The organism is Pseudomonas sp. RGM 3321 (assembly GCF_022836805.1).
GTDB lineage: Bacteria > Pseudomonadota > Gammaproteobacteria > Pseudomonadales > Pseudomonadaceae > Aquipseudomonas.
In genome coordinates, this window is sequence record NZ_JALHBH010000119.1 from 69,097 (window position 1) to 95,789 (window position 26,693).

The window sequence follows — 26,693 nt, forward strand, 5'->3', positions numbered from 1 at the left end:
ACAACCAATGAACAACCTTGATTGGGTAACAGGCGGTACTCGTCATGGCTGATCGTCACGATTACGTGGCCCTTGAATGGCTTAAGGGCGAAATCGCCGAAACGCTGCGCCAGGCCCGCAACCAGCTGGATGCCTTCATCGAAGACCCGGCCAACAGCGCGGCGATGGCCGAGTGTCTGAACCTGGTGCATCAGGTTCACGGCAGCCTGCAGATGATCGAGTTTTACGGCGCGGCGTTGCTGGCCGAGGAAATCGAGCAACTGGCGCTGGCGGTCCAGCAGAACCGTGTCAGCCATCCGGTGGAGTCCGAGCAACTGCTGATTCAGGCCATGAGTCAGTTGCCGGTTTATCTGGAGCGTATCCACTCCGCGCGCCGCGACCTGCCGTTGGTGGTGTTGCCGTTGCTCAATGACCTGCGCAGTGCGCGGGGCGAAAGTCTGCTCTCGGAAACCAGCTTGTTCGCCCCGCAACTGGTCATCGTGCCGCCGCTCGATGAACAGGAGCTGGCGCGGCGCAATACCCCGGAATTACCCAACCTGCTGCGCAAGCTGCGTCAGACCTTGCAGGCGGCGCTGGCGGGACTGATGCGCGAACAGGGCGTTCAGACCCAGCTCGGTTACATGGCCAAGGTGTTTGCCCGGCTGGAGCAGTTGTGTGAGGACGCGCCGCTCGGGCCGCTCTGGCGAATCGCCTCGGCGCTGGTCGAAACCATGCTCAACGGCAACTTCACCAACAGCCCGGCCCTGCGCAGCCTGTTGAAAGATGCCGACAAGGAACTCAAACGGCTAGCCGAGCAGGGCGTGACTGGCATCAATCAGCCTGCCCCCGAAGAGCTGCTGAAAAGCCTGCTGTTCTACATCGCCAAGTCCGACAGCCTGGCACCGAAGATGCTCGATCTCAAAGACCAGTACGCGCTGGCCGATGCCTTGCCCGGCAACGATGTGGTCAACGAAGAACGCGCACGTATGGCCGGGCCGGACCGCGATGCCATGCGCTCGGTAATCGTAGCCTTGTGCGAGGGGCTGGTCCGGGTCAAGGAACGGCTCGATGTGTTCGTGCGTGGTGACCGCCAGCATGTCAGTGAGCTCAACGCCTTGCTGCCGCCGTTGCGGCAGATCGCCGATACCCTGGCGGTGCTTGGCTTCGGCCAGCCGCGAAAGGTGATCATCGATCAGCTTTCTGTCGTCCTCGGCCTGGCGCAGGGGCAGCGCGAGCCCAGTGACGGCGCGCTGATGGATGTTGCAGGTGCCTTGCTCTATGTCGAATCTACCCTTGCGGGCATGGCCGGGAGCAACGAACAGACCAGCCGCGAAGAAAGCCGCCTGCCGACCACTGATCTGACGCAGATTCATCAGCTGGTGATTCGCGAGGCCCGCACGGTATTGCAGCAGGCCAAGGACGTGATCCTCGATTACATCGACGGCGAGTGGGACCGCCAGCGGCTCGACCCGCTTTGCGCGCTGATCGTGCAGGTTCGCGGTGCGCTGGCGATGATCCCGCTGGCCCGTGCTGCCAGCCTGCTGGCCGCCTGCAACGAATACATTCAGGAACACCTGCTGGTGGACGAAACCCGTCCCACCTGGGTTCAGCTCGATTGCCTGGCCGACACCATCACCGGCATCGAGTATTACCTGGAGCGCATGCTCGAAGACCATCAGGCGCCGGGTGACCAAGTGCTCGACATGGCCCAGCAAAGCCTGGCGCGGCTGGGCTATACGCCCGCCGCGGACACCCTTGAAGTGCCGTTGCTGGAAGAAATCATTACGCAGGACGAGTTGCTGGAACTGGACGATCGCAAGGCGCTGGTCAGCCCTGCGCAAACCATTGCCCAGGTCCTCGCCAGTCCGGTTTCAGCAGTCAATCCGCCTGCCCGCAATGTACCCACCAGCCTGTTGCCGCCCTCGGCAGATGAAGAGGCAGTGGACGAAGAGTTGCGCGAAGTCTTTCTGGAAGAGGCAGACGAGGTCCTCGATGCACTGCGCGAGTATCTGCCGCGCTGGTTTGCCTCGCTGGGCAGTGGCGGTCATTGGGACAGCACCGCACTGACCGAAGTGCGCCGAGCGTTTCATACGCTCAAGGGCAGCGGCCGGATGGTGCGTGCGCTGATCCTCAGTGAACTGGCCTGGTCGGTGGAGAACCTGCTCAACCGGGTGCTGGAAGGCGATGTGCTGCCGGGCCTTGAAGTTCAGCAATTGATGAGCGAAGTGCTGACGCTGCTGCCGTCGGTGATTCGCGATTTCGCCGAGGATGCGCAGCGCCAGCGTAACGATGTCGACCTGCTGGCGGCCCGTGCCCATGCGCTGGCCAATGGACTTGAGCTGCCGGTACTGCCCGCAGCCCCAGGGCCAGGCGACGCGCTTGATCCACAATTGCTGGAAATTTTCCGTCAGGAAGCGCTCGGGCATCTGAATACCCTGGGTCGCTTCCTCGACAACGCGGAACAATCGGCATCGCCTTCGATCAGCGACGCAGTGCTGCGTGCGCTGCACACCCTCAAAGGCAGCGCACACATGGCCGGCGTGTTGCCGATTGCCGAACTGGCCAGCCCGCTCGACCAGTTGGTGCGTGAATACAAAGCCAACCTTATCGACATCGGCGCGCCCGAACTCGCCCTGCTGCGCAGCGCAGAACCGTTGTTGCACAGCGGGCTCAAGCAACTCGACACAACCCCGCTGGCAACCATTGCGGGTGCTGCGGAGCTGATCGAAGCGGCTCTGGCGCTGCTCAACGAGCGCCTCACCGTGGTGCTGCGCGAGTCGGACAGTGGCCTGCGGATCAAGCGCAATCCCACGCTGCTTGCCGGCTTTCTGGCCGAAGGCATGGACATCGTCCTGGATGCGGAAAACCTGTTGCGGCGTTGGCGTCAGCACCCCGGCGAACGTCAGGAGCTGAGCGCGTTGCTCGATGAACTGACCACGCTGGGGCATGGCGCGCATCTGGCCGATCTGCCGCAGGTCGATGAACTCTGCGAAGCCTTGCTCGACCTTTACGGAGCGGTCGAGGAAAGCAGCCTGGCGGTCAGCGAACGCTTTTTCGATGCGGCAGAGAACGCCCACGAAGCGTTGATCAATATGCTTGATCAGGTGGCTGCCGGTCAGGATGTCGAACCGCGTCCCGAATGCGTGCGTGCCTTGAACCAGTTGCTGGATCAGGCGCTGGACCCTTCGGCGACCGGTCTGGTCAAGAGCGATGGTCACCGGACCCTGAGCGTTACCGAACTCAACGCGGCCACCGAGCAATTGGCCAGTGAGGCCGAGCACACTGAAACTGCCGGCCCGGACGACGAGATCGTCGAGATATTTCTGGAAGAGGCCGTCGATATCCTCGACAGCGCCGGTCAGGCCTTACAGCGCTGGCTGGCTGATCCGGAAAACTCCGCGCCGCTGGCCTCACTGCAGCGTGACCTGCACACGCTCAAGGGCGGCGCGCGGATGGCTGAGGTGGCCGAGGTGGGCGACCTTGCCCACGAACTGGAAAACCTCTACGAAGGCTTGATCGACCGGCGCTTCAACCATTCGCCAGCGCTGGCCGAACTGCTGCACGAGAGTCACGACCATCTGGCGATTCTGCTGGAGCAGTTGTATCGGCAGGAAGCGCTCAGTGATCCCTCGGCCTTGATCGAAGCGCTGGGCCGCTGCCGCACGCTCGAGAGCTCGGGGTCTGATGTGCAGGCGTCGCCAGCGGCCAGCGAAGATCTTCCCGAGCATGACACCGAGCTGCATGAAGTCTTCCTTGAGGAGGGTTTCGATATCATCGAAAGCTCGGGCGCTGCGCTGGCCCGCTGGCAGGCTGATCCGCACAACCTGCTGGAAGTCGAAAACCTGCTGCGCGACCTGCACACCCTCAAGGGCGGTGCGCGGATGGTCGAAATCGCCCCGATAGGCGACCTGGCCCACGAGCTGGAAACGCTTTACGAAGGGCTTTCTGCCGGCAACCTGCAACCTGTGCCATTGATGATTAGCTTGTTGCAAAGTGGTCACGATGTGCTGGCTGACATGCTCGACGCAGTGCGTAACGAAAAGCCGCTGCCTGATGCCTCGCTGCTGATTGAAAGCATCCGCAGACTGGCCAGCGATCAACCGGTGGGCGAGCCGGTGGTTGCGCAAGCCTTTGAAGTCGCTTCTGAGTCCGTGGTGGCCGTCGCGCCCGCTGCTGACGGCGAGGTCGAGCGCAGTGGGCCGGAAATGGTCAAGGTGCCCGCCGAGCAACTGGAAGACCTGGTCAACCTGGCCGGTGAAACGTCCATTTTCCGCGGGCGGATCGAACAGCAGATTCTTGATTCACAGGTCGCGCTGCTGGAAGTTGAAACCACTATCGAGCGGATGCGCGATCAATTGCGTCGCCTGGATATAGAAACCCAGGGCCGCATTCTCAGTCGTGAACAGGTTCAGGCCGAGCGGCTGGGTTATGAGGAATTCGACCCGCTGGAAATGGACCGTCATTCGCAGTTGCAACAGTTGTCGCGTGCGCTTTTCGAGTCTGCCTCCGACCTGATGGACCTCAAGGAAACCCTCGGCGCGCGGGCCCGCGATGCTGAAACGCTGCTGTCACAACAGGCCAGGGTCAACACCCAGTTGCAGGAAGGCCTGATGCGTACGCGCATGGTGCCGTTCGAGCGCCTGGTGCCGCGTTTGCGTCGCGTGGTGCGTCAGGTTGCCTCGGAACTGCACAAGAAGGTCCAGTTCGAGGTCGGTAATGCCGACGGTGAAATGGACCGCAATGTGCTGGAAAGGATGGTCGCGCCGCTGGAACATATGCTGCGCAACGCTGTTGATCATGGCCTGGAAAGCACCGAGAAACGCATCGCTGCCGGTAAGCCGGAGCAGGGCCATATCAGCCTTGAACTGATGTATGAAGGCGGCGATATGGTGATCGAGTTGAGCGATGACGGCTCGGGCGTCGACCTGGCAGCCGTGCGCCGCAAGGCCATCAAACGCGGCATGATCCATCCGGATGCCGATCTGTCCGACCATGAGGTTTTGCCGTTCATTCTGCAGGCGGGGTTTTCCACCAGCGAGATCATCACCCAGATTTCCGGACGTGGCGTCGGCATGGATGTGGTGCATGCCGAGGTCAAACAACTGGGCGGCTCGATGGTCATCGACTCGGTGCCTGGCAAGGGCACGCGCTTCCGTATTCGCCTGCCTATTTCGGTGTCGGTCAACCGTGCGCTGATGGTTACCTGCGGCGAAGAGCAATATGCAGTGCCGCTCAATACCGTCGATGGCATCGTGCGCGTCATGGCCAACGAGCTGGATGGCTATTACCAGACCAGCCCGCAGCGTTATCAATACGGCGGACGCAGTTACGAACTGCGTTATCTGGGCGAGTTGCTGGGCAGCAGTCCGCCCAGGCTGGCCGGGCAATTGCAGCCGCTGCCGGTATTGCTGGTGCATTTGCAGGATCAGTGGGTGGCGGTGCAGGTCGATGCGTTGGCCGGTTCACGCGAAATTGTGGTCAAGAGCCTTGGCGCGCAGTTCTCCAGAGTGCAGGGTATCTCCGGTGCGACCATTCTGGGTGACGGCCGGGTGGTGCTGATTCTCGATCTGATGGCGCAGATTCGTACCTTGCAGGGCTTGCCTTTCAGAGGGTTGGCGCCTGCCTACCACGAAGCCGAGCACGCCAGGCCGTTGCTGGTGATGGTGGTGGACGATTCGGTCACGGTGCGCAAAGTTACCAGCCGGTTGCTTGAGCGCCACGGCATGCATGTGCTGACCGCCAAGGACGGGATTGACGCCATGACCCTGTTGCAGGAGCACACGCCTGACATCATGCTGCTGGATATCGAAATGCCGCGCATGGACGGCTTTGAAGTGGCCAGCCAGATCCGCCAGGACGAACAGCTCAAGGAACTGCCCATCATCATGATCACTTCCCGCTCGGGCCAGAAGCACCGTGATCGGGCCATGGCGGTGGGCGTCAACGAGTATCTGAGCAAGCCTTATCAGGAAACCGTGTTGCTGGAGAGTATTGCTTACTGGAGTCAGGTCCATGTCTGAAGGTACGTTCCAGACCAGTCGCCTGACCAGCCTTACCGGCCTGCTGTTGCCGTTGAGTGACCGGCATTTGCTGCTGCCCAACGTCGCGGTCGCCGAGTTGATCGACTATCAGGACTGCAGCGCAGAGCCGGGCGCTCCCGAGTGGTATCTGGGACCGATCAGATGGCGCGAGCTGACCTTGCCGCTGCTCAGCTTCGAGGCCGCCTGCGGAGGCCGCACCCGCGTGGGTGGCCGGGCACGGATTGTAGTGCTCAATGCACTGGGCGGGCGCAACGACGTCAGGTTCATTGCGTTACTCACCCAAGGCATTCCGCGCTCGTGCAAAGTCGACAGCCAGTTGAGCTACGTCGACGTCCCACTGGCCGAGCTGGAGCTGGCTGCCGTACAGATCGGCGAAACCGTGGCGCGCATCCCCGACCTGGAAGGGCTGGAGCTGTGGCTGGTGGATGCAGGGCTGTCATAGATAAAGAGGACGCAGAGCGTCCAGAACGGCATGCGACGCGGAGCGTCGCACGATAGTCAGGTTATCGCCCACGCTGAGCATGGGCACTATAGGGGGCAAACGCCTCACGACGAACAACTGATCTCCAGATGCTTGCCCCAGTCCGGTGGTCGCTGGGCGTAGCCTTGCATGTCGGGTTGTTCGGTGAAGGGCGTGCAGAGCACCTGATACAGGCGGCGGACTTCTGCATAGTCACCTTTTTCCGCTGCGGCGATAGCGTTCTGGGCCAGGTAGTTACGCAGGATGTACAGCGGATTGACCGCGTGCATGCGGGTTTGACGCTCCTGCTCGGTGCCGTTGTGCTCCCCGGCAATACGCGCCAAATACGCTTCTGCCCAGCCATCGAAGCCCTTTATGTCGACGAAGTCGTCGCGCAATGTGCGCAGCGCTTCTGCGGCGGGCTGATCGCCCAGGCGGCGGAAAAACAGGGTGTAGTCCACGCCACTGTTCTGCATCAGCTTCAACAATTGGCTGACCAGTTGTTCGTCCTGCTCTTGGGCAATGGTCAGGCCCAGGCGACGACGCATCAGGTCCAGGTAGTGCGCTTGATAAAGCGGCAGGAACAAGCCGATAGTCTCGCGTAACGCTTCCACGCTGATGAAAGGCGTTAGCGCCTGTGCCAGTGCGCTCAGGTTCCATTGTGCGATAGGTACCTGATTGCTGAAGGAGTAGCGGCCCTCGTGATCGGAGTGGTTACAGATGAAGTGCTCGTCGAAATCATCCAGAAACGCAAACGGCCCGAAATCGAAGGTAATACCCAGAATCGACATGTTGTCGGTGTTCATCACGCCGTGGCAGAAACCGTAGGCCTGCCACTTGGCAATCAGCTCGGCGTTACGCTCGACGATTTCGCGGAACATCGCCAGATACGGCTCTGGCTGCTCCTGACAATGCGGGTAATGCATGGTCAGCACATGTTCGGCCAGCGTCTTCAACTGCTCTGGCTGTTTGGTGTAGAAGAAGTATTCAAGACTGCCGAAGCGCACATGGCTCTGCGCCAGACGCAGCACCATCGCGGCGTGTTCCTGGGTCTCGCGCCATACCGGCGTGCTGGAGCTGACTACGCAACCGGCACGGCTGCTGGGGATACCCAAAGCGTGCAATGCTTCGGAAGCCAGAAACTCACGGATCGACGAACGCAGCACGGCGCGCCCGTCACCCATCCGCGAGTACGGCGTGCGGCCCGCGCCCTTGAGGTGCAGGTCCCAGTGCTCGCCTGCGTCGTTATACACCTCGCCCAGCAACAGCCCGCGGCCGTCACCCAGGCGCGGGTTGTAGGAGCCAAACTGATGGCCGGAATAAACCATAGCTCGCGGCTCGGCTTCGGACCACAGCTTGTGGCCGCTGAATATCTCCGCGAACAGCGGCAGATCGGCTTGTTCAGGGGCCAAATCCAGCAGCGCCAGCGCTGACTGGCTTGCAACCACAAGCCGCGGCGTTTCGATGGGCTCAGGCAGCACGGAGGTGGAGAACGCATCGCCCAGACGGGCAAAGCGGTTGTCGAAAATGAGTTCGTCGAGTGCTTTCAAAACGTAGCGCCTCCAGAGGGGAATTTCAGGCTTTCAACGAAGCGGCGGCCTGCCTGGCTCGTCGGGCGTGTTGCAACGGTCAGAACCCGTAGACCGGGTCCCTGGGTGGTAGTTCTGGCGATCAGGTAGACGCCCGGACTACCGGGCCCGGCTTCGCTCGAAGGCGGCCAGGATCGTGCGCTCTGATTGCACCAGATATTCTTCAAGCATATGGGTCGCTTCATCGGTCTTGCCAGCGTCGAGGCAGCCGAGCACGGCAGCATTCATGTCCAGGTAGGGCGAGTGGAGCAATTCCGGATTGTTGAGCAGCCCGAAAGCCAGACGCAATTCTGCCGAGATCTGCGCATAAAACGCTACCAGTCGCGGGCTGTCGGACAGTTCGACGATGGCCTTGTGAAACTTCATGTTGGCGGTGCCCACGGCAATCCAGTCATTGGCTTGACGGGCGCGCACGCCTGCCTCGACCGCATTGCGCATATTCTGCACGCCAGGATGCTGCGGATACGCCTGGGCAATCGCCCTGCATTCGATGAAGCGCCGGATGCGATAAATATCGATGATCGAGGCCATGTCAGGCTTGGCCACGGTCACTCCGCGGTTGGGTTCATGAGTGAGCAAACCCTCGCGGGTCAGAATTCTGAAGGCTTCTCTCAAGGTATTGCGGGAAATCTGCAGGCTTTCGGCCAGCGCCGCTTCCGAAAGGCGTTGACCGGGAACCAGCTCACCCTCGACCAGCATTCTGCGAAGCTCTGTGGTGATGGATTCTCCAAGCGTACGAGGGAGGAGAGAAGCAGCGTCGTTCATAAAGGGTCCGGAGAAAGAAAAGCCGAGTCGATATTCCACGACAGCTCATTGGCTGGCAAGGACGAAGGCCATCCGATGCTTCATCAGGTAGCACACTTGAGTTCAAGCGTAACAATATGGTGCGTATTGTTGATCCATAACATATGGATTGTTCAACAATATTATCTTTATGTATCTACAACTTGGCGCTGTTTAATGCCCTCTGGCATGCTCATTGCTCTGGCAGGTTACCTCTCATCTCAGGAATGCCGCCGTGACACAGACTGCCAATGAGTTCACCAAGGCGCGTCGCGCCTCATTGATCGCCGCGATCTTCATGATGGCGACCTCTGCCATCGGCCCAGGCTTTCTGACCCAGACAGCCACCTTCACCGCGACCCTGGGGGCGGCGTTTGCCTTTGGCATTCTGGCGTCGATCCTGATCGACTTCGTGGTGCAGTTGAATGTCTGGCGCATTGTCACGCTGACCAGAATGCGCGCATCGGACCTGGCCAACGCGGCGATCCCCGGCAGCGGTTACCTGCTGGCGGTGCTGGTCATTTTCGGCGGGCTGGTATTCAGTCTGGGCAACATTGCCGGTGCAGGGCTGGGGTTGAATGCCTTGATCGGCCTTGATCCCAAATGGGGTGGCGCCTTGAGCGCGCTGATCGCCATTGCGATCTTCTCGTCGCACCGTGCGGGTATTGCGATGGACCGCATCATGATGGTGCTGGGCACCTTGAAAGTCTGCCTGATCCTGTTCGCCGCCTTCGCCTCGCACCCGCCGCTGGGCGAGGCGCTGCGTCAGACGGTATTGCCGGACATGGTCGATTTCGCCGCCATCACCACCATCGTCGGCGGCACGGTCGGCGGCTATATCACTTACGCGGGGGCTCACCGTTTGCTGGATCGCGGTACGGTCGGGGTGGAAAACATCGACGTGGTATCCAAGGCCGCACTGACCGGTATTCTGGTCACCGGCATCGCCCGTTACGTATTGTTTCTGGCGATTCTGGGTGTGGTTGCCAGTGGCGTCGTCATTGATGTGTCCGGCCAGGGCGCGAACCCTGCAGCCCAGGCGTTCGGTGCTGCGGCCGGCAACTTCGGCCTGATGATGTTCGGTCTGGTGCTCTGGGCTGCCGGTATCAGCAGCGTAATCGGTGCCTCCTATACTTCCATGTCGTTCATCACGGTGTTTTCCAAACGTATCACCGAGCGAGCGCGCAACCTTGCCACTGTCGGCTTTATTCTGATTACCGTGGTCGTATACGTAATGTGGGGCAAACCACCGGCCGCGCTGCTGGTATTTGCCGGTGGCTTCAACGGCCTGATTCTGCCTCTGGGTCTGAGCATTTTCATGTACGTCGGCTGGCGTCGGTCCGACCTGATGGACGGCTACCACTACCCTCGCTGGCTGCTGGTGCTGGGTGTGCTGACCTGCCTGTTGTCGTGGTACATGGCGTTCAAATCGGCGGGAGCCATCTTTGCCTTTATCAATGCAGCCTGATTTCGGAGAACAAGAAATGCCTGCGATAGACCTCAACAGTGACCTTGGTGAAAGCTTTGGCGCCTGGAGTATGGGCGATGACGAGGCGATTCTCGATGTGGTCAGCAGTGCCAACGTGGCCTGCGGTTTTCATGCTGGCGATCCGACCGGCATCCTGCGTACCCTCGAGGCCGCTGCGGCCCGTGGCGTGGCCATCGGTGCGCATGTGGCCTACCCGGACCTCGTCGGGTTTGGCCGTCGCAATATGGACATCCCGAGCGACCAGCTGACGGCCGACGTCATTTATCAGATCGGCGCGCTTCAGGGGCTGGCGCGCAGCGCCGGTACCAGCGTGACATACGTCAAACCTCACGGCGCGCTGTACAACACCATCGCTGGCGATCAGCGCCAGGCAGCGGCGGTCATTCAGGCGCTGCTGCGCATCGACCCTGCGCTGAAGCTGGTGTGTCTGGCCAATTCGCCTCTGCTCGGCTGGGCGCGGGAAGCCGGACTGGCGTGCGTTGCCGAAGCGTTCGCCGACCGCGCCTACACCGCCGAAGGCACGCTGGTTTCCCGTTCGCGACCCGGTGCCGTGCTGCACGATGCCGAACTGATCGCCGAGCGCATGCTGCGTCTGGTGCGCGACGGGGTTATCGAGGCTGAAGACGGCCGCGAAATCAGCCTGCAAGCCGATTCTATCTGCGTACACGGCGACAGCCCTGGCGCGGTGAACATCGCCCGCATCCTGAAAGACCGTTTGCACGACGCAGGCGTTACCGTCCGCGCATTCAATCGGGGCTGACCATGAACAACACCTTGCAACACGTCCGTCAGGCGGCTATCGAGGCACGTACCCGCTATCGACAAGGGTTTGTTTCGCCGACCGCGGGTCAGGCCCCCGGTCTGACCCAGTGCAACATGATCACGCTGCCGCGCGACTGGGCTTATGACTTTCTGCTGTTCGCCCAGCGCAATCCGCAAGCCTGCCCGGTGCTGGATGTGACCGAGCCTGGCAGCTACACCACGCTACTGGCCGAACAGGCCGACCTGCGCACCGACCTGCCGTTGTATCGGGTCTGGCGTGATGGGCAACTGGCTGAAGAAGTCAGCGACGCCAGCGAAATCTGGGCGCAGCACGGCGATCTGGTCAGTTTTCTGATCGGTTGCAGCTTCACCTTCGAGACCGACCTGATGAACGCCGGGATCGATGTGCGCCACATCAGCGAAGGCTGCAACGTACCGATGTACCGCAGCAATCGTGTCTGTCGACCTGCCGGGCGCTTGCAGGGAAACATGGTGGTGTCTATGCGACCCATCGCTGCCGACCGGGTTGCCGAGGCAGCGCGGATCACCGGGCGCTACCCCGGCGTGCATGGCGCGCCGGTGCATGTAGGCGAGCCCGAACTGCTCGGCATCAAGGATTTGGCACGTCCGGACTTCGGCGATGCCGTGAGCATCAAGCCCGGCGAGATTCCGGTGTTCTGGGCCTGCGGCGTGACCCCGCAGGCGGTGGTCATGGCGTCCCGTGTGCCGTTTGCGATTTCCCACGCGCCGGGGCACATGTTCATTACCGATATTCCGGACAGCTACTACCACGTATAGGAGAGGCTCATGCGTTTCTACCCGGCCAACCTGGACGCGCTCCTGGTTGAACTGTCGAACCTGGACGAGACTCTGGCCCTGTTCGAATCGTTACAGCAGATGCCCATCGCAGGCGTGGAGGAAATCGTTCCGGCGGCCCGGACGTTGCTGGTGCATTTTCGTCCGTCTGCCATCGGTTTCGAAGCGCTGGCGACGCAGATTGCCTCACGTGACATTCGCGGCAGCGCTCGCGAGCCCGGCAAGCTGATTGAAATACCCGTGCATTACAACGGTGAAGACCTGGCTGATGTGGCCCGCGAGCTGGACATCAGCGTTGACGAAGTTATCAAACGCCACACCGGCAGCGACTACAACGTTGCCTTCTGCGGCTTTGCGCCAGGTTTTGCCTACCTCAGCGGCGGTGCCGGGTTTGTGGTGCCGCGGCGCAGCACGCCGCGCACGCGCATTCCGGCTGGCGCAGTGGCGTTGGCCGGTGGCTTCAGCGGTGTTTATCCACAGGCCAGCCCCGGAGGCTGGCAGATAATCGGCGTGACTCACGCAAAAATGTGGGACCTGGGCCGCGACGAGCCAGCCTTGCTTCAGCCCGGCTATCGCGTGCGCTTTCAAGATGCCGGTCCGCTGCCCGTGACCAGCGTGTTGATTGCTGCGCCCGTTCGTCAGCAGGCGTCGACAATCACCGAAGACTATCTGCAAATCGTTACGCCGGGTCTGCAGACCCTGTTTCAGGACCTGGGTCGTCCCGGTCGGGCAGGGCAGGGTGTTTCCGCATCGGGTGCGCTGGATCGCGGCGCATTGCGTGCGGCCAATCGCGCAGTAGGCAACGAGCCAGGCACTGCTGGTCTGGAAATTCTCATGGGTGGCCTGACGTTTACCTGTCAGGGCCAGACCGTGGTAGCGGTTACCGGTGCTCAGGCGCCTGTCGAGGTGCTGACGGCGGATGGCCAACGCATGCACCCGCCGCTTTACGCGCCGTTTTCCTTGCAAAGCGGCGATCAGGTTAGCATCGGTTCGCCCACCGCAGGCTTGCGCAGTTATCTGGCCGTTCGCGGTGGTTTTGTCCACGAGCCGGTGCTGGGCAGTCTGTCCACTGACACGCTGGCCCAGGTCGGACCCGCAGCGCTGGTGGCCGGTGACCGGCTGGGCTTCACGCGCAGAACCGGCGGCGCAGCGGTGTCGACTGGCGAACAACCGGCCTTCGACATGCCGCGCAATGATCAGGTCATTACGCTGGATGTGGTCATGGGCCCGCGCAGCGACTGGTTCACTGCCGAGGCGCAGGCGTTGCTTGCGCAGCAAACCTGGCTGGTTACGCCGCAATCCAATCGTATCGGTATCCGCCTGGCAGGCGAGCAGTCGCTTGCGCGCGCCGTCAGTGGCGAACTGCCCAGCGAGGGCACCACGGTCGGTGCCATTCAGGTACCGCCCAGTGGCCAGCCGGTACTGTTTCTGGCGGACCACCCGTTGACGGGCGGTTACCCGGTCATCGGCGCAGTCGCTACCTATCACCTGGACAAGGCCGGGCAGATTCCGGTCAATGCCCGCATTCGTTTCAACCCGCTGAGCGCCTTCGAGCCAGTGCGCCCCGCCACTTCAGACGAGACCAATAACAGATGAAAAAGGTTCTGATTGCCAACCGTGGCGAAATTGCCGTGCGCATTGCCCGCGCCTGCCGTGACTATGGGGTTGCCTCGGTGGCCGTGTATGCCGATGCCGATATCGACGCGCTGCATGTGCGTCAGGCCGATGAAGCCTATGGGCTGCAAGGTGAGCGCCCGACCGACACCTATCTGAACATCGAAAAACTGCTGGCAGTGGCTGCTCGCGCCGGTGCCGACGCGGTTCACCCGGGGTATGGCTTCCTCTCGGAACGCGCCGACTTTGCCCGCGCCGTGATCGGCGCCGGCCTGACCTGGATCGGCCCGGACCCTGCAACCATCGACGCATTGGGTGACAAGGTGCAGGCCCGGCGCATCGCTTTGAAAGTCGGTGCGCCGCTGGTAGCCGGCACTGAAAACCCGGTGAAAGATGCCTCTGAAGTGCTTGCGTTCGCCGAGCAGTACGGCCTGCCGATTGCCATCAAGGCGGCATTTGGCGGCGGCGGTCGCGGCTTGAAGGTAGCCTGGAAGCTGGATGAAGTCAGCGAACTGTACGAGTCTGCCGTACGCGAGGCAGTAACCGCGTTTGGCCGTGGCGAATGCTTTGTCGAACGCTTTCTGGACCGTCCTCGTCATATCGAAGCGCAGATCATCGCCGACCGCCACGGCCGCGTAATCGTCGTCGGCACCCGCGACTGCTCGCTGCAACGCCGCAACCAGAAGCTGATCGAAGAAGCCCCAGCGCCTTACCTGAATGGTGAACTGCGCCAGCGTATTCACGATTCTGCCCGTGCGGTTTGTGCCGAGGCAGGCTATGTCGGTGCTGGTACGGTGGAATTCCTGCTTAGTGGCGACGGCACCCTGTCATTCCTGGAGGTCAACACACGCTTGCAGGTCGAACACCCGGTAACTGAAGAAACCAGCGGTGTGGATCTGGTCATCGAACAACTGCGCGTGGCCGACGGCCTGCCGCTGTCGTTCGACGGTACGCCGGTCCCGCGCGGCCATAGCTTCGAATTCCGCATCAACGCCGAAGATGCAGGCAACGGCTTCCTGCCGACACCGGGCAGCATCGACGTGTTTCAGCCACCGTCCGGACCGGGCGTGCGGCTGGATACCGGGGTGACAGAAGGCTCGAGAGTGTCAGCGAACTTCGATTCGATGATCGCCAAACTGATCGTCACCGGCGCAACCCGCGAGCAAGCCATCAGCCGCGCCCGCCGCGCCCTGGCCGAGTTCAAAGTGGAAGGCGTGGCCTCCGTGCTGCCGTTCCATCGAGCCGTCATGGCCCACGACGACTTCACCGCCGCCAATACCTTCGCCGTCCACACCCGCTGGATCGAAACCGACTTCGCCGAACACGTCACCCTCGCACCGCGCAACGCAGAACCTGCCGATCCCGGCGTGCTGCGCACCTTCGTCGAAATCGACGGCAAACGCCACGAACTGGGCCTGCCTGCTGCGCTGCTGGCCGGCATGAGCCTGAACCCGGCAGCACCAGCTGACGCCAGCCAGCCAGTTGCCGACGCCCCGGACCCGCACGCAGTGCTGACCCCGGTTGCGGGGAATCTGCATGCGTGGGCGGTTGAGGACGGAGCGACGGTAGAAAAGGGTCAGGTCATCGCGATCATGGAAGCGATGAAGATGGAAACATCGATACTGGCGCCGTGTGCCGGAACCGTGCAGATCAGCAAGGAGCCTGGCGGGTATCTGGAGGCGAAGGTGATGATCGGGCGGGTTGAGGCCGCTACGTAATCAGGTTGTTAATTGCTCCGCGCAACCGGGTGTTGCAGCTCGGTTGGTGCGTGCTTTTCAAGGCAAGTCAGAGATCACCTGCGGCACGGCAACAGACAGATACCACCTCCAAAAGGCGCGCCGCAATTCCGGGTCGCCGTCGTCGGACAACCCACCCGCGAACGCGGAGGCGACTAAATAATCAGGCTCAAATGCTTCAGGGTCCAGGTCTTGATCGCGCTGGTCGTCGGCGTCGAACTGAACATCGGAAACTGCCGTTACGATTGAATTGGCAGCCGCGTGCCCGACGAACATCGCAGGATACTCATCGGGTTCATAGCTTTCATTCTCGACGACAGACACATAAAAAGCGTCTTGTACGGCCATCGCTTCTGCATCATCAACCGCGCCGCTGGCAGCTTGAAACGCAACAGTCTGGACATGTTCGATGCGTTGATAACGTAACTCCGAAGCGAAAAATAAACTGAATGTTCGGGAGCTCAATGACTAAGCTATGTATAATTTCTGATTTTTCCATACGTTAGCTCCCGAGAAAAGGCATAGTTTAATCGTGAAGTGAGGTCTTACAGTCTTTTATAAACTCATTCTCTCAGCATGAGATTCGATTTGTTTTGTATCGTCTGTCAGTGTATGAAAATTTTCCATAAGGGCTATTTTTCGCATAAGAATAGTGCCAGTATTTAAATGCTTTTATAAGGCTCATTTCTGAATTGTTTGTAATGTCTTTAAATGAATCTTAGCCTTGTATTGAGCAAGCATGTGTTGTCAGATTGGTTATTTGCATACGAAAATATCTTGTCTGTGCCGTATTTCTCATGCTGCTCCATCCTTGACTTTTTCGTGGTTAGATAATAGCAGTAACGATCGCACGGCTTCGTTAGCACAGAAAATGAAGTTTTTAATGTCTAATCAGCTAACCCTGCTAATCATCAGGTCTAGCATGTACTCGAAAAGCTCAATGAAGGTCTCATACTCTTCATATATATTGCTAAACGCCTGCTTATCTCTCACCTGATACCTATTTGCTGATAAGTCCAAGACATATTCATCTTGATCGCTGTCGCCAAAAATAATAAATTGATCTTTCCATTCAAGCTCTCTAGAGAGTAAGTTCATTTCGATGAATTCAAGGCAGTACCCGTCACTTTCTATGTACTTTATTGGTTTTGTCGAGTATAGAAAAACACCCTCTACTACCATGCCGTTGTGTTTCTTGAGGATGTTTAAATATTCCTCGATAGGTGAAAATTTTAGCTCGGTTTCGGATCTCTTTGTAAACTCTTCTATTTCATTTTGGTCTGCCCCGCAGTTGAATTTATAGCCTTGGCTCTCATATTTTTTTACTATAAGAGATATTTTGGAATCTAGTATGTTCATCATTTTTCCTATATTCGTGGTGGAGGGTATATGTCAACGTCAATCATGGGCCATTCGATTGTTAAGCTTTCTCCAGGTTTTAAATGGCGTGTTACTTCTTGTTGGTAATTTGTGATCGCCTTATGATATGGTTCGTTTTTTATAAGCGTTAAATTCTCAAATGCGTTAGTTCCACCATCATCAAGAGGTTTGATATGATGAACCTGCCATTCCTTGCTAGGTTGTTTCCCATTTTGCATCCGCGAAATCCCTAGCTCATCAATACCGGAGTTTCTTAGGGTTTTTATATTTTCAGGGCTTCCGGATAACATCTTAAGATATTCTGGTTTGGCCTTGCCTTCGAAATTGTTTCTTAGTAACTTTAATTCAGCAGGCAAGCGTTTAGTATAAATTATCTCTTCTGTCCGTACTCCTGGTAATTCGATAGCCTCCCCCCTGAGCTTGCCTACGTAAACGGCATTTGGCTCCCGATGAGTGAGCTTAAGATTCCCAAACAGCGACCCCAATCCCTGTGTCTTAAGCTCATACCGCGAATCAAACCAGTGCTGACCCTTGCCGGCCAAGCTGCCGCCGATGAACGCGCCGCCGAAGGCCATCACCTTTTGCTCATCCGAGCCTTCGCCATAGCGACGACCGCCGATTGCACCGCCGCCGTAGCCACCCACAGCACCGCCGATAACTCCGACAATGGCAGTCGCCCAGGATGTCAGGACCACTGCGCTGCCAAATCCGATGCCGAGTACTACGCCATGTACCCAGCCTGGAACCTCAGGATTGATGTCGTCGGTTTGTTCGGTCCCTCCGCCAATGTAGACGTTATCCGAACCAGCGCTTATTTTACCGTCACATATGGTGCGGTCTCCAACCCTGGCTGCGGGTTGGCCGTTTATGTAGACGCTGCTGCTTCCTTCGGCAATAACTTGCGGGACCTGACCATGCTTGTCGCACTCGGCGGTGTCGAGGTGAGCGCGAGCTGCTGGCCTGCCGTTGATAAAGACGTTGCCGGAGCCTTTCGAAATGTGGCCAGCTGTATTGGTGCAGTAGGACAGATTGCCAATCAACTCGCCGACTCCTGCCGAGATCGATACGACCGCACCCACTACTGCGACTGCGGCCAAACCACCTGAAGCCACAATCGATACACCGGCGGCGGCAGCCACTACTACGGCTGCCGCTCCCACTGCCAGACCCAGCAGCAGTCCGTTCAGCGCTTCGCTATGTTCGATAGGATCGCCAACCCGTGCCGCCGAGGTCATGCTTTTACTGCCGCTTCATCCAGCGGTGGCGAATACCTGAGTTCAAGTGTCTCGACGACAGAGAAAAACGCAGCCCGCTCATCCGGCGTCTTCGCACTGACATTATTGCTGGTGCCGGTAATCTGCATCAAAAGCGTTTGCCCTTGCTCATCCCGGTGCAGAAAGATCAGTTGCAACTGGTGCACCGGCTGCCCCTGCTGCCGCCATCTGAATTCAACCTGACGTGCATCGATTCCAGCTACCTGAGTCGGGAAAAGCGGTTCGAGCCAGTCCAGGTGGGACAGGGTCTTTCCCAGCTCCGTGAGCAGCTGTTGTGCCATGGACTCCAGGTTTGCGTCCTGATCGACTACCGACCGCCCTATGACAACTGAAAAGGGGCTAGGCCCGAGGTCTGTCAATGTGAACACATGAAACGTCTTGTCCTTGAACCCCTCTGGACGAATGAAGCTCAGCTCATTAGTCTGAAAGCGTTCAGGTACTGGAATCGCGTCAAGGGCTTCCTGCGCCAGACGCTCTTCTTCCCGACGCTTTTCTTCACGAATACGGTTCTCTGAAAGACGATCATAAAAACTTGTACGTCCATCCGTTCGTTGCCGCATGCGGCTACTCCTTGTCAGTCGCTTATTTGTTCAGGTTGATTTTTGTAGAGCCTTCAACATTCACCATGATGCCCGACAGGGTAATGGTCCCATCCTTGTTCATGACCAGCTTGCTGGAACCCACCTCAAGCGTGATAGAGGTAGCAGCCTTTATTTTTACTTCGCCTTTGTCTACGGTGACGAAGTACGAGCCTTCCTCTACCGCGATGCTTGTTTCAAGCTTGATGGTTTCTGAGTGTTTGCCCTCGACCGTGATCTTTCTGTCGCCGCCGACGGTATGACTTTCATTAGCCTCGACGTGAGTATCCAGATCACGCTCGGCGTGCAGGCTTACCTGCTCTGCACCAGCTTTGTCCTCAAAGCGAAAGAAGTTGGCATTGGAGCCATGGCCTTTCATGGAGCGCGTGAGGAAACCGCTTTGGGTCTTGTTGGCTGGTAAAGACCACGGTGGGGTATTCTGGCTGTTGTATACGCTGCCCATGATCAGAGGCCGATCAGGGTTGCCATCAAGGAAGACCACGACAACTTCGTCATCGACCCGTGGGATCTGCATGCTACCAAAACCGCCACTTGCGCCGGATTGAGCGACGCGGACCCAGCAGGAGCTTTTGTCGTTGTGCTCGCCTTTGCGGTCCCAGTGGAACTGAATCTTCACGCGACCCAGTTCATCGGTGAAGATTTCTTCTCCGGGCGGGCCCACAACGATAGCGGTCTGCGGGCCGGAAATGACGGAGCGATTGGTGGTGAGCTGTGGGCGGAAAACTATCTTCTTGCGTACGCAGGAGAAGGTGTTCCGGTAACTGGCTTGCTGGCCGTTGAGGTAATTGTTGTGGCCTTCGCTATCAATAAGAACGAGCAGAAATTGACGATCTTCAGGCGAGCCCTGATCGTGGCCTTAATGCTGCAGCAGTTCGAAGGTATAGCCAGGCTTCATGGCGCGACAGTTACTGGCCCCTCGAAAGCTCTTGCCCCTCAACTCAAGCGCTTCAACGCGCAAGCGCAACAACGCCTCACCTTCATCATAAGTGCCATGGGTGTACTGGCCGGGGAAGTCGTACACCTCGAAGTTCTCAACGTCACCCTGCTGGTTCAGACTGTTCATGGTCACTGGCAGCCTGTTGTTAGGCTGACGATAGTCGAACGTCTGAACCGCCATTTTTCCTGATTGCAGCCTGCGGTCGCCGTTCCAATCGGTGATGGAGTCGGCTGTCTCGGTAACAGATGCTGAATGGAAGCGTATCTGGGCTGTTCCGGCAACGGCACCAGCGTGGTGGAGTCGTCGCAGATGATCATGGTGTGGCCTTCGGCGGTATGCTCGAAGTAATAGAACATCCCTTCTTCTTCCAGCAGGCGCTGGACGAAGTTGAAGTCGGATTCGCGGTATTGGGTGATGTAGGTATAGCGCTTGAGAGGCTTGCTCAGGCGAAACTCATGCTTGGAGAACGCGGTACACATCGCGAACACTTGGGTAACGACTTCCTCAACCGTATTCCCCTGGAAGATACGCGTGTCGAAGCGGTTCTTCAGCATTGAGAACCAGGGGTTGAGCGTTGCCGTGTATTTGGCCATGCCGCCGTCGCTTCCAGCACTGGCAAAGCGTGTGAGATAGCCAGCGATGTAGCGTGGCGAGCCATCGGCCAGCTCGATCTCGATGACCACATGTTGGCCCATCATCGACTTCAGCTCGACCCCGGAGTCCTGGCACACCAATAGCAGATCAAATTGGTACGCACGCGAAAGACCTTCAGTCCCTCGGAAGGACTCCAGCAGCAGTTCCTGCTCAGGATTGGCGAGGTTCTTGAATTTGAAAAGGCGCCGGTTCTGCGGCGAAAGCATCGCGGCAAGGTCCATCAACATGTATATCTCCTTGAGGGCAGGGAGGCCAGCACCGCCGGGTTTAGCGGCTAACGATTACGAACTGACAAGTCACGGCTTAGGTCTGGTGCTTAAGTATCAATCATTTAGGGCATTGGATTGACATTAACCACGGATGTGGATCGCGCCCTAAACCTCCGAAAATCTCGTAGGACCAGGGCTACAGACGCATTCCACATCTCGCAAATACTGCAGCGTGCGACCATAAATTAGTGTGAAAGTGCCACTAGCTCAGTAAAAATACCCTACATCTCTCACAAACCGTTACAGTTCTTATTTAAAGTATGAAAGGAAACACCGTGGTGCTGCGCCGTGTCGACCACAACCATGCGGCTCAGGCGTTGGCTGTGATTTTGATGAAGACACGTTATCTATGGGCGTTCTGATTCCACCGAGCCCAGATACTTTTTAATGTGTAAATACTCAGTATTCACAATGGTTTAAGTGAAGACTCGACTCGTTGATGGCTTAACGGCATCATTGCGGTCTGTTTCGCAGATGAGAAAAATGAGCTTGCATTGAAATTCAGCTCAAATATTCAGGTCTGACAGGCGACATACGCGCTGCCCAGACTACGCTGATTCGTGGTCACGCAAGGCACCGGTGCTAGCTTCCTTCAACCCAGGACTGTGACGTGTAAATGGACCTATTAGCCAATGTTCCTAGCTGGGATGACATCGAGCGAAACCTCGATGATAAATTCAATACGCTAAACCAAGGCTACAGCGATGGGCTGCAGAGCGCTCACGACAGCTGGAATGGCTTCACTCGGCGCGTCAGTACTGCCGCGACTCAAGCATTCGGCTACATGGGCAGCAATCGCATCGATTCGGTGAAAGCAGCCATGAGGCTCTCCCGCGATATTGTCGAGTCAGACCTCAAGCGCAAGTGGGCGTCTATCGAGATCGAACAGATCCTCCCGGTACTGCTGCAACTGGTCAAAGAAGTGGCGATGATTCTGGGCGGCAGCGTTGCGGTGGGCACCATTGCTGGCGGCGTTGCCGGGTCGTTTTTCTTTGGCGTGGGCGCTGTGCCGGTAGCAGCAGCGGGGGCGGGTATCGGGCTACAGGTTGGCAACCTGATCCTGTTGACGCTAGGCCTCGCCTCTATCGCTGAGTATTTCTACCAAGGCCTACCCACTTGCCTTGCAACCCTGCAGGAAGGCTTTGCTACCGCCTGGCATGCTGACGAAGGCCTGAAACCCGAGGGCCTCGACCCTACCGGGGGTTCGGCATACGTAATGCAGGAGCGCATTGATCGCGCTGCCCGCCAACTTGCAAAGGGCCAAGAGCAACTGGTACTGCTGCTCTTTACTGCTATCGTGACCTACGTGACACGTGGGCAGGTCAAGGCAGGCCTCATGGGCAGCATGGATAGCATCGCAGCGCGCAGTGCCAAGCTTCAGGCGGAGATTTCAAACAAGCAGTTTGCGAATTGGTTGGCGCGTAATGAGCAGAAGTTGTTGGCTCAACCGGAGTTGCAGGTCAATGGGCCGGCTCCGCTAAAGAACGTAGAACTCGATAATATGCGCGAGTACTATGCCAAGCAAGATTCAGGCTTTGCACCATTAAAAAAACAGATCGATGAGGTTAAAAAATTCAAAACTTTGGGGCTGTCCGACGAGCAAATTGCAGATTTTCTATCCACGCCCGAAGGCGGAAAACTAATAAGTAAACTCCAGGCAGCATCGCCACAAACAGATGCCACCGGTATTTATGCTCGAGCTTATGACATTGTGGCAAGCGGCTCTACAATTCCCCAAATAAAAACAGTAAATTCACCGTTAATAAAAATCGTTCCACGAGGGCAAGAGGTCACTAGCTATTCTCCATTTTTTACAACGCTAGAAGAGCTTCAAGCTGCAATGAAGTCAGGGAAAACACTTGCCGACGCATTTGGATTGCCCTTAAAAAGTGAGTCCGTCGGCTATTCGGTTTTTCAGATCGCTCCGTTAAAGCCTACAGAAGTTTTTGTGAGTAAGATAGCACCTACTACAGAGTTGGGCGGAGTGATTAACAGGACCGGTGAGGTTTTTCAATCTATAGTTCCTGATCGTGGCGAATGGGGAAGTCCCAAGCTGTTGGGTACAATATTTAACTAGAGGTTTATATGGATATCGAAAAGCTTAAACAAAAAACGCAAAAACTGCGTGAGGTGATTGAAGATTTGAGAAAGTCAGATCCCGTTGTTGAAAAGCTTCGAGTTGAGATCGAACCACTGATGAAGCTGGCCGAATCTGGCATGATAACAGTTAAGTTGCAGTGGCGAGACATTCCGGGGCGTTACCTATTTACCGAAGAGGGCTTGCAACAATATTCTCATCTCGAGCATGCTTTCGCAGAGTTCAGGATTGAGCTGACTGGTGGAGAGACTCCTTTGTTACGTAAGTTGAAAAGGGAAATGGGCGAGGAATGAAAGTGAGTGTCACGGGCAGTTAACCTTTGCTCTGTGTGGCGCGCGTACCTTGCGATCCTGATGCTGCATGACCTGCTTTCTGAGATATATAGCATGTGCTCCGGTGAAACTAGCTAATGGCATACTGCAGTGCCATTTAAATTGCTTAAAATGTCGGCCCCCCAGGCAAATGCATAGAGAAATCATACGCGCCATCGAGTGTATCAATGAAGCTATCAAACTAGCGGATGCGAACGTACTAGCGTTGACCACAGTAAGTCAGCTTGAGCACTTCAAACAAAAGCTTGAAGTGGCTTTGGATCTGATTGCGCAAAATGATCTCCCAGAAAAACAGAACCGCGATCTGGGTATCTCAAGAGTCATCGTCGACCAATGGCCCTATGACTCAAAGCTGGGCGTGATCATTGTGGAAGCTGAGCAGGCCTTCAAGGGGCTGTAGAGTCCGGCTTGCAACCCTGAATGACCGACAGCAATTATAATGCTGCCGGTCATTCCACGTTCAACCTCAATCCAGCCGCAACTCAGGCGGTTCCGGTGCATCCTTGGTCGCCGGGGCCACTTTGGTGTTTACCGGTTGCAGCGTTGTTTGCCCGGTCGGGGCACCGTTTTTGTCGACCGGCTCGGCGGGCACCAGTTTGTATTCCAGGCCCTGGGTGTTCTTGAGGTAAATCTCCATCTGGCGGAACGAGATGTTGATGTGCTGCTTCTTGAACTCGCGATTGATGAAGCGGTTGATCTCGTCCAGCACCGGGTTGCGGTCGCCCAGGTCGCGTACGTGCATGCGCAGTTCGTGGTCAAGGGTACTTTCGCCGAAGTTCAGGAAGTAGACGATGGGCTCTGGTTCCTTCAGCACTCGAGGGTTTTCCCGAGCCGCTTGCAGCAGCAGGGAGCGCACCAGATCCAGGTCCGAGCCGTAGTCGACGCCCAGCTTGAGCGTTACGCGGGTGACGGTGTCGGTCAGCGACCAGTTGATGAGCTGGCCAGTGATGAACGTCTTGTTCGGGACGATGATGTCCTTGCGGTCGAAGTCGGTGATGGTCGTGGCGCGGATGCGGATCTTGCTGACCGTTCCCGAGAGTGCGCCGATGGTGATGGTGTCACCGATCCGCACCGGACGTTCGAAGAGGATCATGATGCCGGAGATGAAGTTGGCGAAGATCTCCTGCATGCCGAAACCGAGCCCTACCGACAGCGCCGCGACCAGCCACTGCAATTTGTCCCAGCTCACGCCCAGCGTCGACAGCGTGGTCACGAAGCCGACACCGGCGATGGTGTACGACAGCAGTGTGGTCGTCGCGTAGGCACTGCCCTGCGCGAGGTTCATGCGTGACAGCACCAGCACTTCCAGCAGGCCCGGCAGGTTGCCGGCGAGCACGAAGGTGATGACGATGATCACCCCGGCACCGAGGAAGTCGCTCAGGCTGATCGGCACCATGCTCATGTTGGCGCCGGTGCCGCTGGTGTATTCGTAGAGGATGATGTTGTCCAGGTAGGCGAATACCGTGATCAGTTCGGCCCAGACCAGGTACAGCGCGCCGACGAAACCGGCCAGCAGGGCCAGGCGGATCAGGCGCAGCGACTGCTGGTTGACCTGTTCGATGTCCAGTTTCGGCTCTTCGACCGGAATGTCGCTGTCGCCGTTTTCCCGGGCTGCCTGACGCTTGGCCAGTGCACGCTGGTAGGCCAGGCGGCGGGCGGCGACGCTGAGGCCGCGAACGAAGGTCGCCTCGACCATCAGCCAGATCATCATCAGGTACAGGGTGTCGATCAGACGGTCGCTGAGCTTGAGTGCCGTGTAGTAGTAGCCAAAGCACACGGCCAGAAAGAGTGCGACGGGCAATGCCGTGAACACCACACCGACAGTCTTGCGGAACAGCGAAGCGTTATGGTGCGTGGGGCTTGAGATCAGCAGGCGAGCGAGCAGCCAGGTCATCAGCGCGTAGCAGGTCAGGACCACGCCGATCCCCAGCACATCGTCGGCCAGCGCGGCAGGCTGGTGCTCGGCTACCGCCACCACGGCCACCAGGGCCAGAACGACCAGCCCGAGTCGACGCACCCAGCCACGCAGGAACTCGACCTGCGCCGTTTCCCAGCGGAAATGCAGTTGGGCAACGCCAGATGGGGCGAGTACGCGGTAGGCGGTGTAGAACACCAGCCAGGCGAGGGCGATCTGTAGCAATGCCTCGCCCAGGTTGGCGTTCTGCCCGCGTGCATCGATTTGCAGGGCATAGCCGCACAGCGCCAGGCCCAGCGCCACGGGCATGGCCAGCAGCACGTTGATCAGCAGCGCCAGCGGCGTTTTCCATTGGCTGTCACGTTTGAAGTGGCCGATGTCGGCATGCAGGCGATTAAGCTTCTGGTACAGCGCCTTGCGCCGCCAGGTCAGTACGCCGATCAACAGCAGCAGGGGCAGGAACAGCAGCGGACGCTGAGTCAGGCCGTCTGACAGCTCGCTGAGGCTGGATGTCCAGGGCAGGGTGGCGACCTGCTTTTGCAGGCGCGGCCAGATATTCTGAAACCATTCCACGTCCAGCGGCTTGTTGCTGGGGATCCAGAACATCTGCTCGTCGAGTGTGGAGCGCAGCCCCTGAGCGGTGCTGGTCAGCTGCTTTTGGTTCAGTTGCAGCGTGATGGACTCGTTGAGCAACGCGCTCAGCTCGCGATTGAGGCGCTCCAGCAAGTCGCTGCGGGTGATAGCCAGGTCCAGCAGCGTGCGGCGCAGTTGCGGGGTAATGTTTTCAGGCGGTTGAGTGGCGAGCAGCCTTTCGACATAGGCGGTCGGCGTGCTCATCTGCTCGCGTTGCTGGTTGATGTCGAACTGATACAGGCGGATGTTGGCGATTTCGTCGGCCAGGCCCTTGTCCAGCTCCAGGTGCGGCAACGCCTGCTTCTGCTTGTAGAGAATCTTGGACAGCAGCAAACTGCCGCTCAGCACGTTGATCTGCTCGCTGAGGGCTTGATCGGTCTGGGTCAGGTTGTCCAGTTGCTGCTTGGTCTTGAGGTTTTGCTGGGTCAGCTCGTTGAGGCGGTCGGTGCCGCGCAACAGGTAGTCAGACAGCTTGAGGTTGGCGGCGCTTTCGGTCGCCAGCAGGCTGCTGCCACCGGACTTTTGCGCTTCCAGGGACAGGTCGGCGACCGTCTTCTGCGACTGGGCGCGACGCTTGTCGTTGATCAGGGTTTGCAGGTCCTGAATTTCCTGCTCCTGACGCGCGACCTTCTCGGTCAGCAAGTCATGCTGGCTATTGCCCAGGTCCTGCAACTGGCTGTTACCGGCCAGTTCCTGACGGCGCAGCAGGTTGAGGGCGTTGATCGAGGCCAGTTCTGCATTGAGCAGATTACGCTGGTCGGCGCTCAGGGTCTTGCCGTTGTCCTTGCCGCTCTTGAGGATGGCGTTGATCTGCTGGATACGCGTCTGATTGGCGCTGATTTCAGTCTGCGCCCGCTCAGGCCGGGTCTGCGCGGTGATGGCCAGGCTGTTGGCGTCGTTGAGGTCGCTTTGCAGGTCGCTTTGTTGGGTACTGCGCTGGCTGAGCAGCTGCTCCAGTTGCGGCACATCGAGGCCACCGTAGCGCTGCGCAACGGCCACCACTTTGCTTTCTTTCAGGCGGGCCAGCTCGCGCTGGTTTTCCGAAGTCTGTTTTGGCGCCTGGGCCAGTTGTTGCTTGAGCGCTTCGAGTTTCTGCTCGCTGTCCGTTTTGCTGGCGAGGAAAGCCAGCGTTTGCTCGAGTACTTGTTGCAGCGCCTTCTGCTCAGCATCGGGCAGCTTGCGATCAGCAATCTTGTCGAGGCTTTGCTGCACGGCATCGCTGCTGGGCGGATCGGCGGCAAGCGCCGGGAAGGTGGACAGGCAAAGCGCAAACAATGCGGCAGCACAAATGGAACGCAGGGAAAACATAGACACCGGTCGCATGATGATACGT

At 58.3% G+C, this 26,693-nt stretch carries 16 protein-coding genes and 2 pseudogenes; 10 read left to right on the plus strand and 8 right to left on the minus strand.

The window, feature by feature from the left end:
- Positions 1-44 precede the first annotated feature (44 nt).
- Positions 45-5,999: an Hpt domain-containing protein gene (locus RGM3321_RS23110; RefSeq protein ID WP_244394979.1), complete on the plus strand. Its 5,955-nt coding sequence runs from the start codon at positions 45-47 to the stop codon at positions 5,997-5,999.
- Complete coding sequence (locus tag RGM3321_RS23115; RefSeq protein WP_244394980.1) at positions 5,992-6,462, plus strand: chemotaxis protein CheW; 471 nt, start codon at positions 5,992-5,994, stop codon at positions 6,460-6,462. Before RGM3321_RS23110 ends, RGM3321_RS23115 begins: the two co-directional genes overlap by 8 nt.
- Before the next feature lie 104 nt (positions 6,463-6,566).
- On the opposite strand, the gene selO is transcribed toward RGM3321_RS23115, so the two are convergent.
- Together selO and RGM3321_RS23125 are read right to left on the minus strand one after the other, a co-directional pair.
- Positions 6,567-8,030: a protein adenylyltransferase SelO gene (gene selO / locus RGM3321_RS23120; protein WP_244394981.1), complete on the minus strand. Its 1,464-nt coding sequence runs from the start codon at positions 8,028-8,030 to the stop codon at positions 6,567-6,569.
- A gap of 138 nt (positions 8,031-8,168) precedes the next feature.
- On the minus strand, positions 8,169-8,834 hold the full coding sequence (locus RGM3321_RS23125; protein WP_244394982.1) for a GntR family transcriptional regulator: 666 nt from the start codon (positions 8,832-8,834) through the stop codon (positions 8,169-8,171).
- Between the two features lie 253 nt (positions 8,835-9,087).
- Between RGM3321_RS23125 and RGM3321_RS23130 the strand changes: the two genes are divergently transcribed.
- From RGM3321_RS23130 to RGM3321_RS23150, 5 genes are read left to right on the plus strand one after another with little or no spacing between them, the layout of a single operon-like run.
- A complete protein-coding gene (locus tag RGM3321_RS23130; protein ID WP_244394983.1) occupies positions 9,088-10,320 on the plus strand; it encodes an NRAMP family divalent metal transporter in 1,233 nt (410 codons plus the stop codon).
- Positions 10,321-10,336: 16 nt separating this feature from the next.
- Positions 10,337-11,101: a 5-oxoprolinase subunit PxpA gene (locus tag RGM3321_RS23135; RefSeq protein WP_244394984.1), complete on the plus strand. Its 765-nt coding sequence runs from the start codon at positions 10,337-10,339 to the stop codon at positions 11,099-11,101.
- 2 nt (positions 11,102-11,103) lie between these two features.
- Complete coding sequence (locus RGM3321_RS23140) at positions 11,104-11,901, plus strand: putative hydro-lyase (protein ID WP_244394985.1); 798 nt, start codon at positions 11,104-11,106, stop codon at positions 11,899-11,901.
- A 9-nt stretch (positions 11,902-11,910) separates the two neighbouring features.
- The gene (locus tag RGM3321_RS23145) at positions 11,911-13,515 is read left to right on the plus strand and encodes a 5-oxoprolinase/urea amidolyase family protein (RefSeq protein WP_244394986.1); all 1,605 of its coding nucleotides are present in this window, start codon (positions 11,911-11,913) and stop codon (positions 13,513-13,515) included.
- A complete protein-coding gene (locus RGM3321_RS23150; protein WP_244394987.1) occupies positions 13,512-15,251 on the plus strand; it encodes a biotin carboxylase N-terminal domain-containing protein in 1,740 nt (579 codons plus the stop codon). Before RGM3321_RS23145 ends, RGM3321_RS23150 begins: the two co-directional genes overlap by 4 nt.
- Positions 15,252-15,308: 57 nt before the next feature.
- Here RGM3321_RS23150 and RGM3321_RS23155 read toward each other — a convergent pair.
- The 5 genes and pseudogenes from RGM3321_RS23155 to RGM3321_RS23175 form a co-directional block, all read right to left on the minus strand.
- A pseudogene (locus tag RGM3321_RS23155) lies at positions 15,309-15,686 on the minus strand (Imm5 family immunity protein); the annotation flags it as partial.
- Positions 15,687-16,160: 474 nt separating this feature from the next.
- Complete coding sequence (locus tag RGM3321_RS23160) at positions 16,161-16,628, minus strand: YrhA family protein (RefSeq protein WP_244394988.1); 468 nt, start codon at positions 16,626-16,628, stop codon at positions 16,161-16,163.
- Positions 16,629-16,636: 8 nt separating this feature from the next.
- Entirely contained in the window at positions 16,637-17,884 is a 1,248-nt protein-coding gene (locus RGM3321_RS23165) for a PAAR domain-containing protein (RefSeq protein ID WP_244394989.1), read from the minus strand.
- On the minus strand, positions 17,881-18,483 hold the full coding sequence (locus RGM3321_RS23170) for a DcrB-related protein (protein ID WP_244394990.1): 603 nt from the start codon (positions 18,481-18,483) through the stop codon (positions 17,881-17,883). Before RGM3321_RS23170 ends, RGM3321_RS23165 begins: the two co-directional genes overlap by 4 nt.
- A gap of 22 nt (positions 18,484-18,505) precedes the next feature.
- Positions 18,506-20,340, minus strand: a pseudogene (locus RGM3321_RS23175) (type VI secretion system Vgr family protein).
- A 658-nt stretch (positions 20,341-20,998) separates the two neighbouring features.
- Here RGM3321_RS23175 and RGM3321_RS23180 point away from each other — a divergent pair.
- The 3 genes from RGM3321_RS23180 to RGM3321_RS23190 all read left to right on the plus strand — a co-directional run bounded on the left by RGM3321_RS23180 (position 20,999) and on the right by RGM3321_RS23190 (position 23,212).
- Positions 20,999-22,459 carry a DUF6861 domain-containing protein gene (locus RGM3321_RS23180; protein ID WP_244394991.1) on the plus strand — a complete coding sequence of 487 codons (1,461 nt, stop codon included), beginning with the start codon at positions 20,999-21,001 and terminating at the stop codon, positions 22,457-22,459.
- Positions 22,460-22,467: 8 nt separating this feature from the next.
- Complete coding sequence (locus RGM3321_RS23185) at positions 22,468-22,773, plus strand: hypothetical protein (RefSeq protein WP_116828585.1); 306 nt, start codon at positions 22,468-22,470, stop codon at positions 22,771-22,773.
- A 169-nt stretch (positions 22,774-22,942) separates the two neighbouring features.
- Positions 22,943-23,212, plus strand: a complete 270-nt coding sequence (locus RGM3321_RS23190; RefSeq protein WP_244394992.1) for a hypothetical protein — start codon at positions 22,943-22,945, stop codon at positions 23,210-23,212.
- Positions 23,213-23,278: 66 nt separating this feature from the next.
- Here the strand turns inward: RGM3321_RS23190 and mscK are convergent, their stop codons facing one another.
- Positions 23,279-26,668 (minus strand): mechanosensitive channel MscK, encoded by a 3,390-nt coding sequence (gene mscK, locus RGM3321_RS23195; protein ID WP_244395117.1) that lies wholly within the window; start codon positions 26,666-26,668, stop codon positions 23,279-23,281.
- Positions 26,669-26,693: the final 25 nt, after the last annotated feature.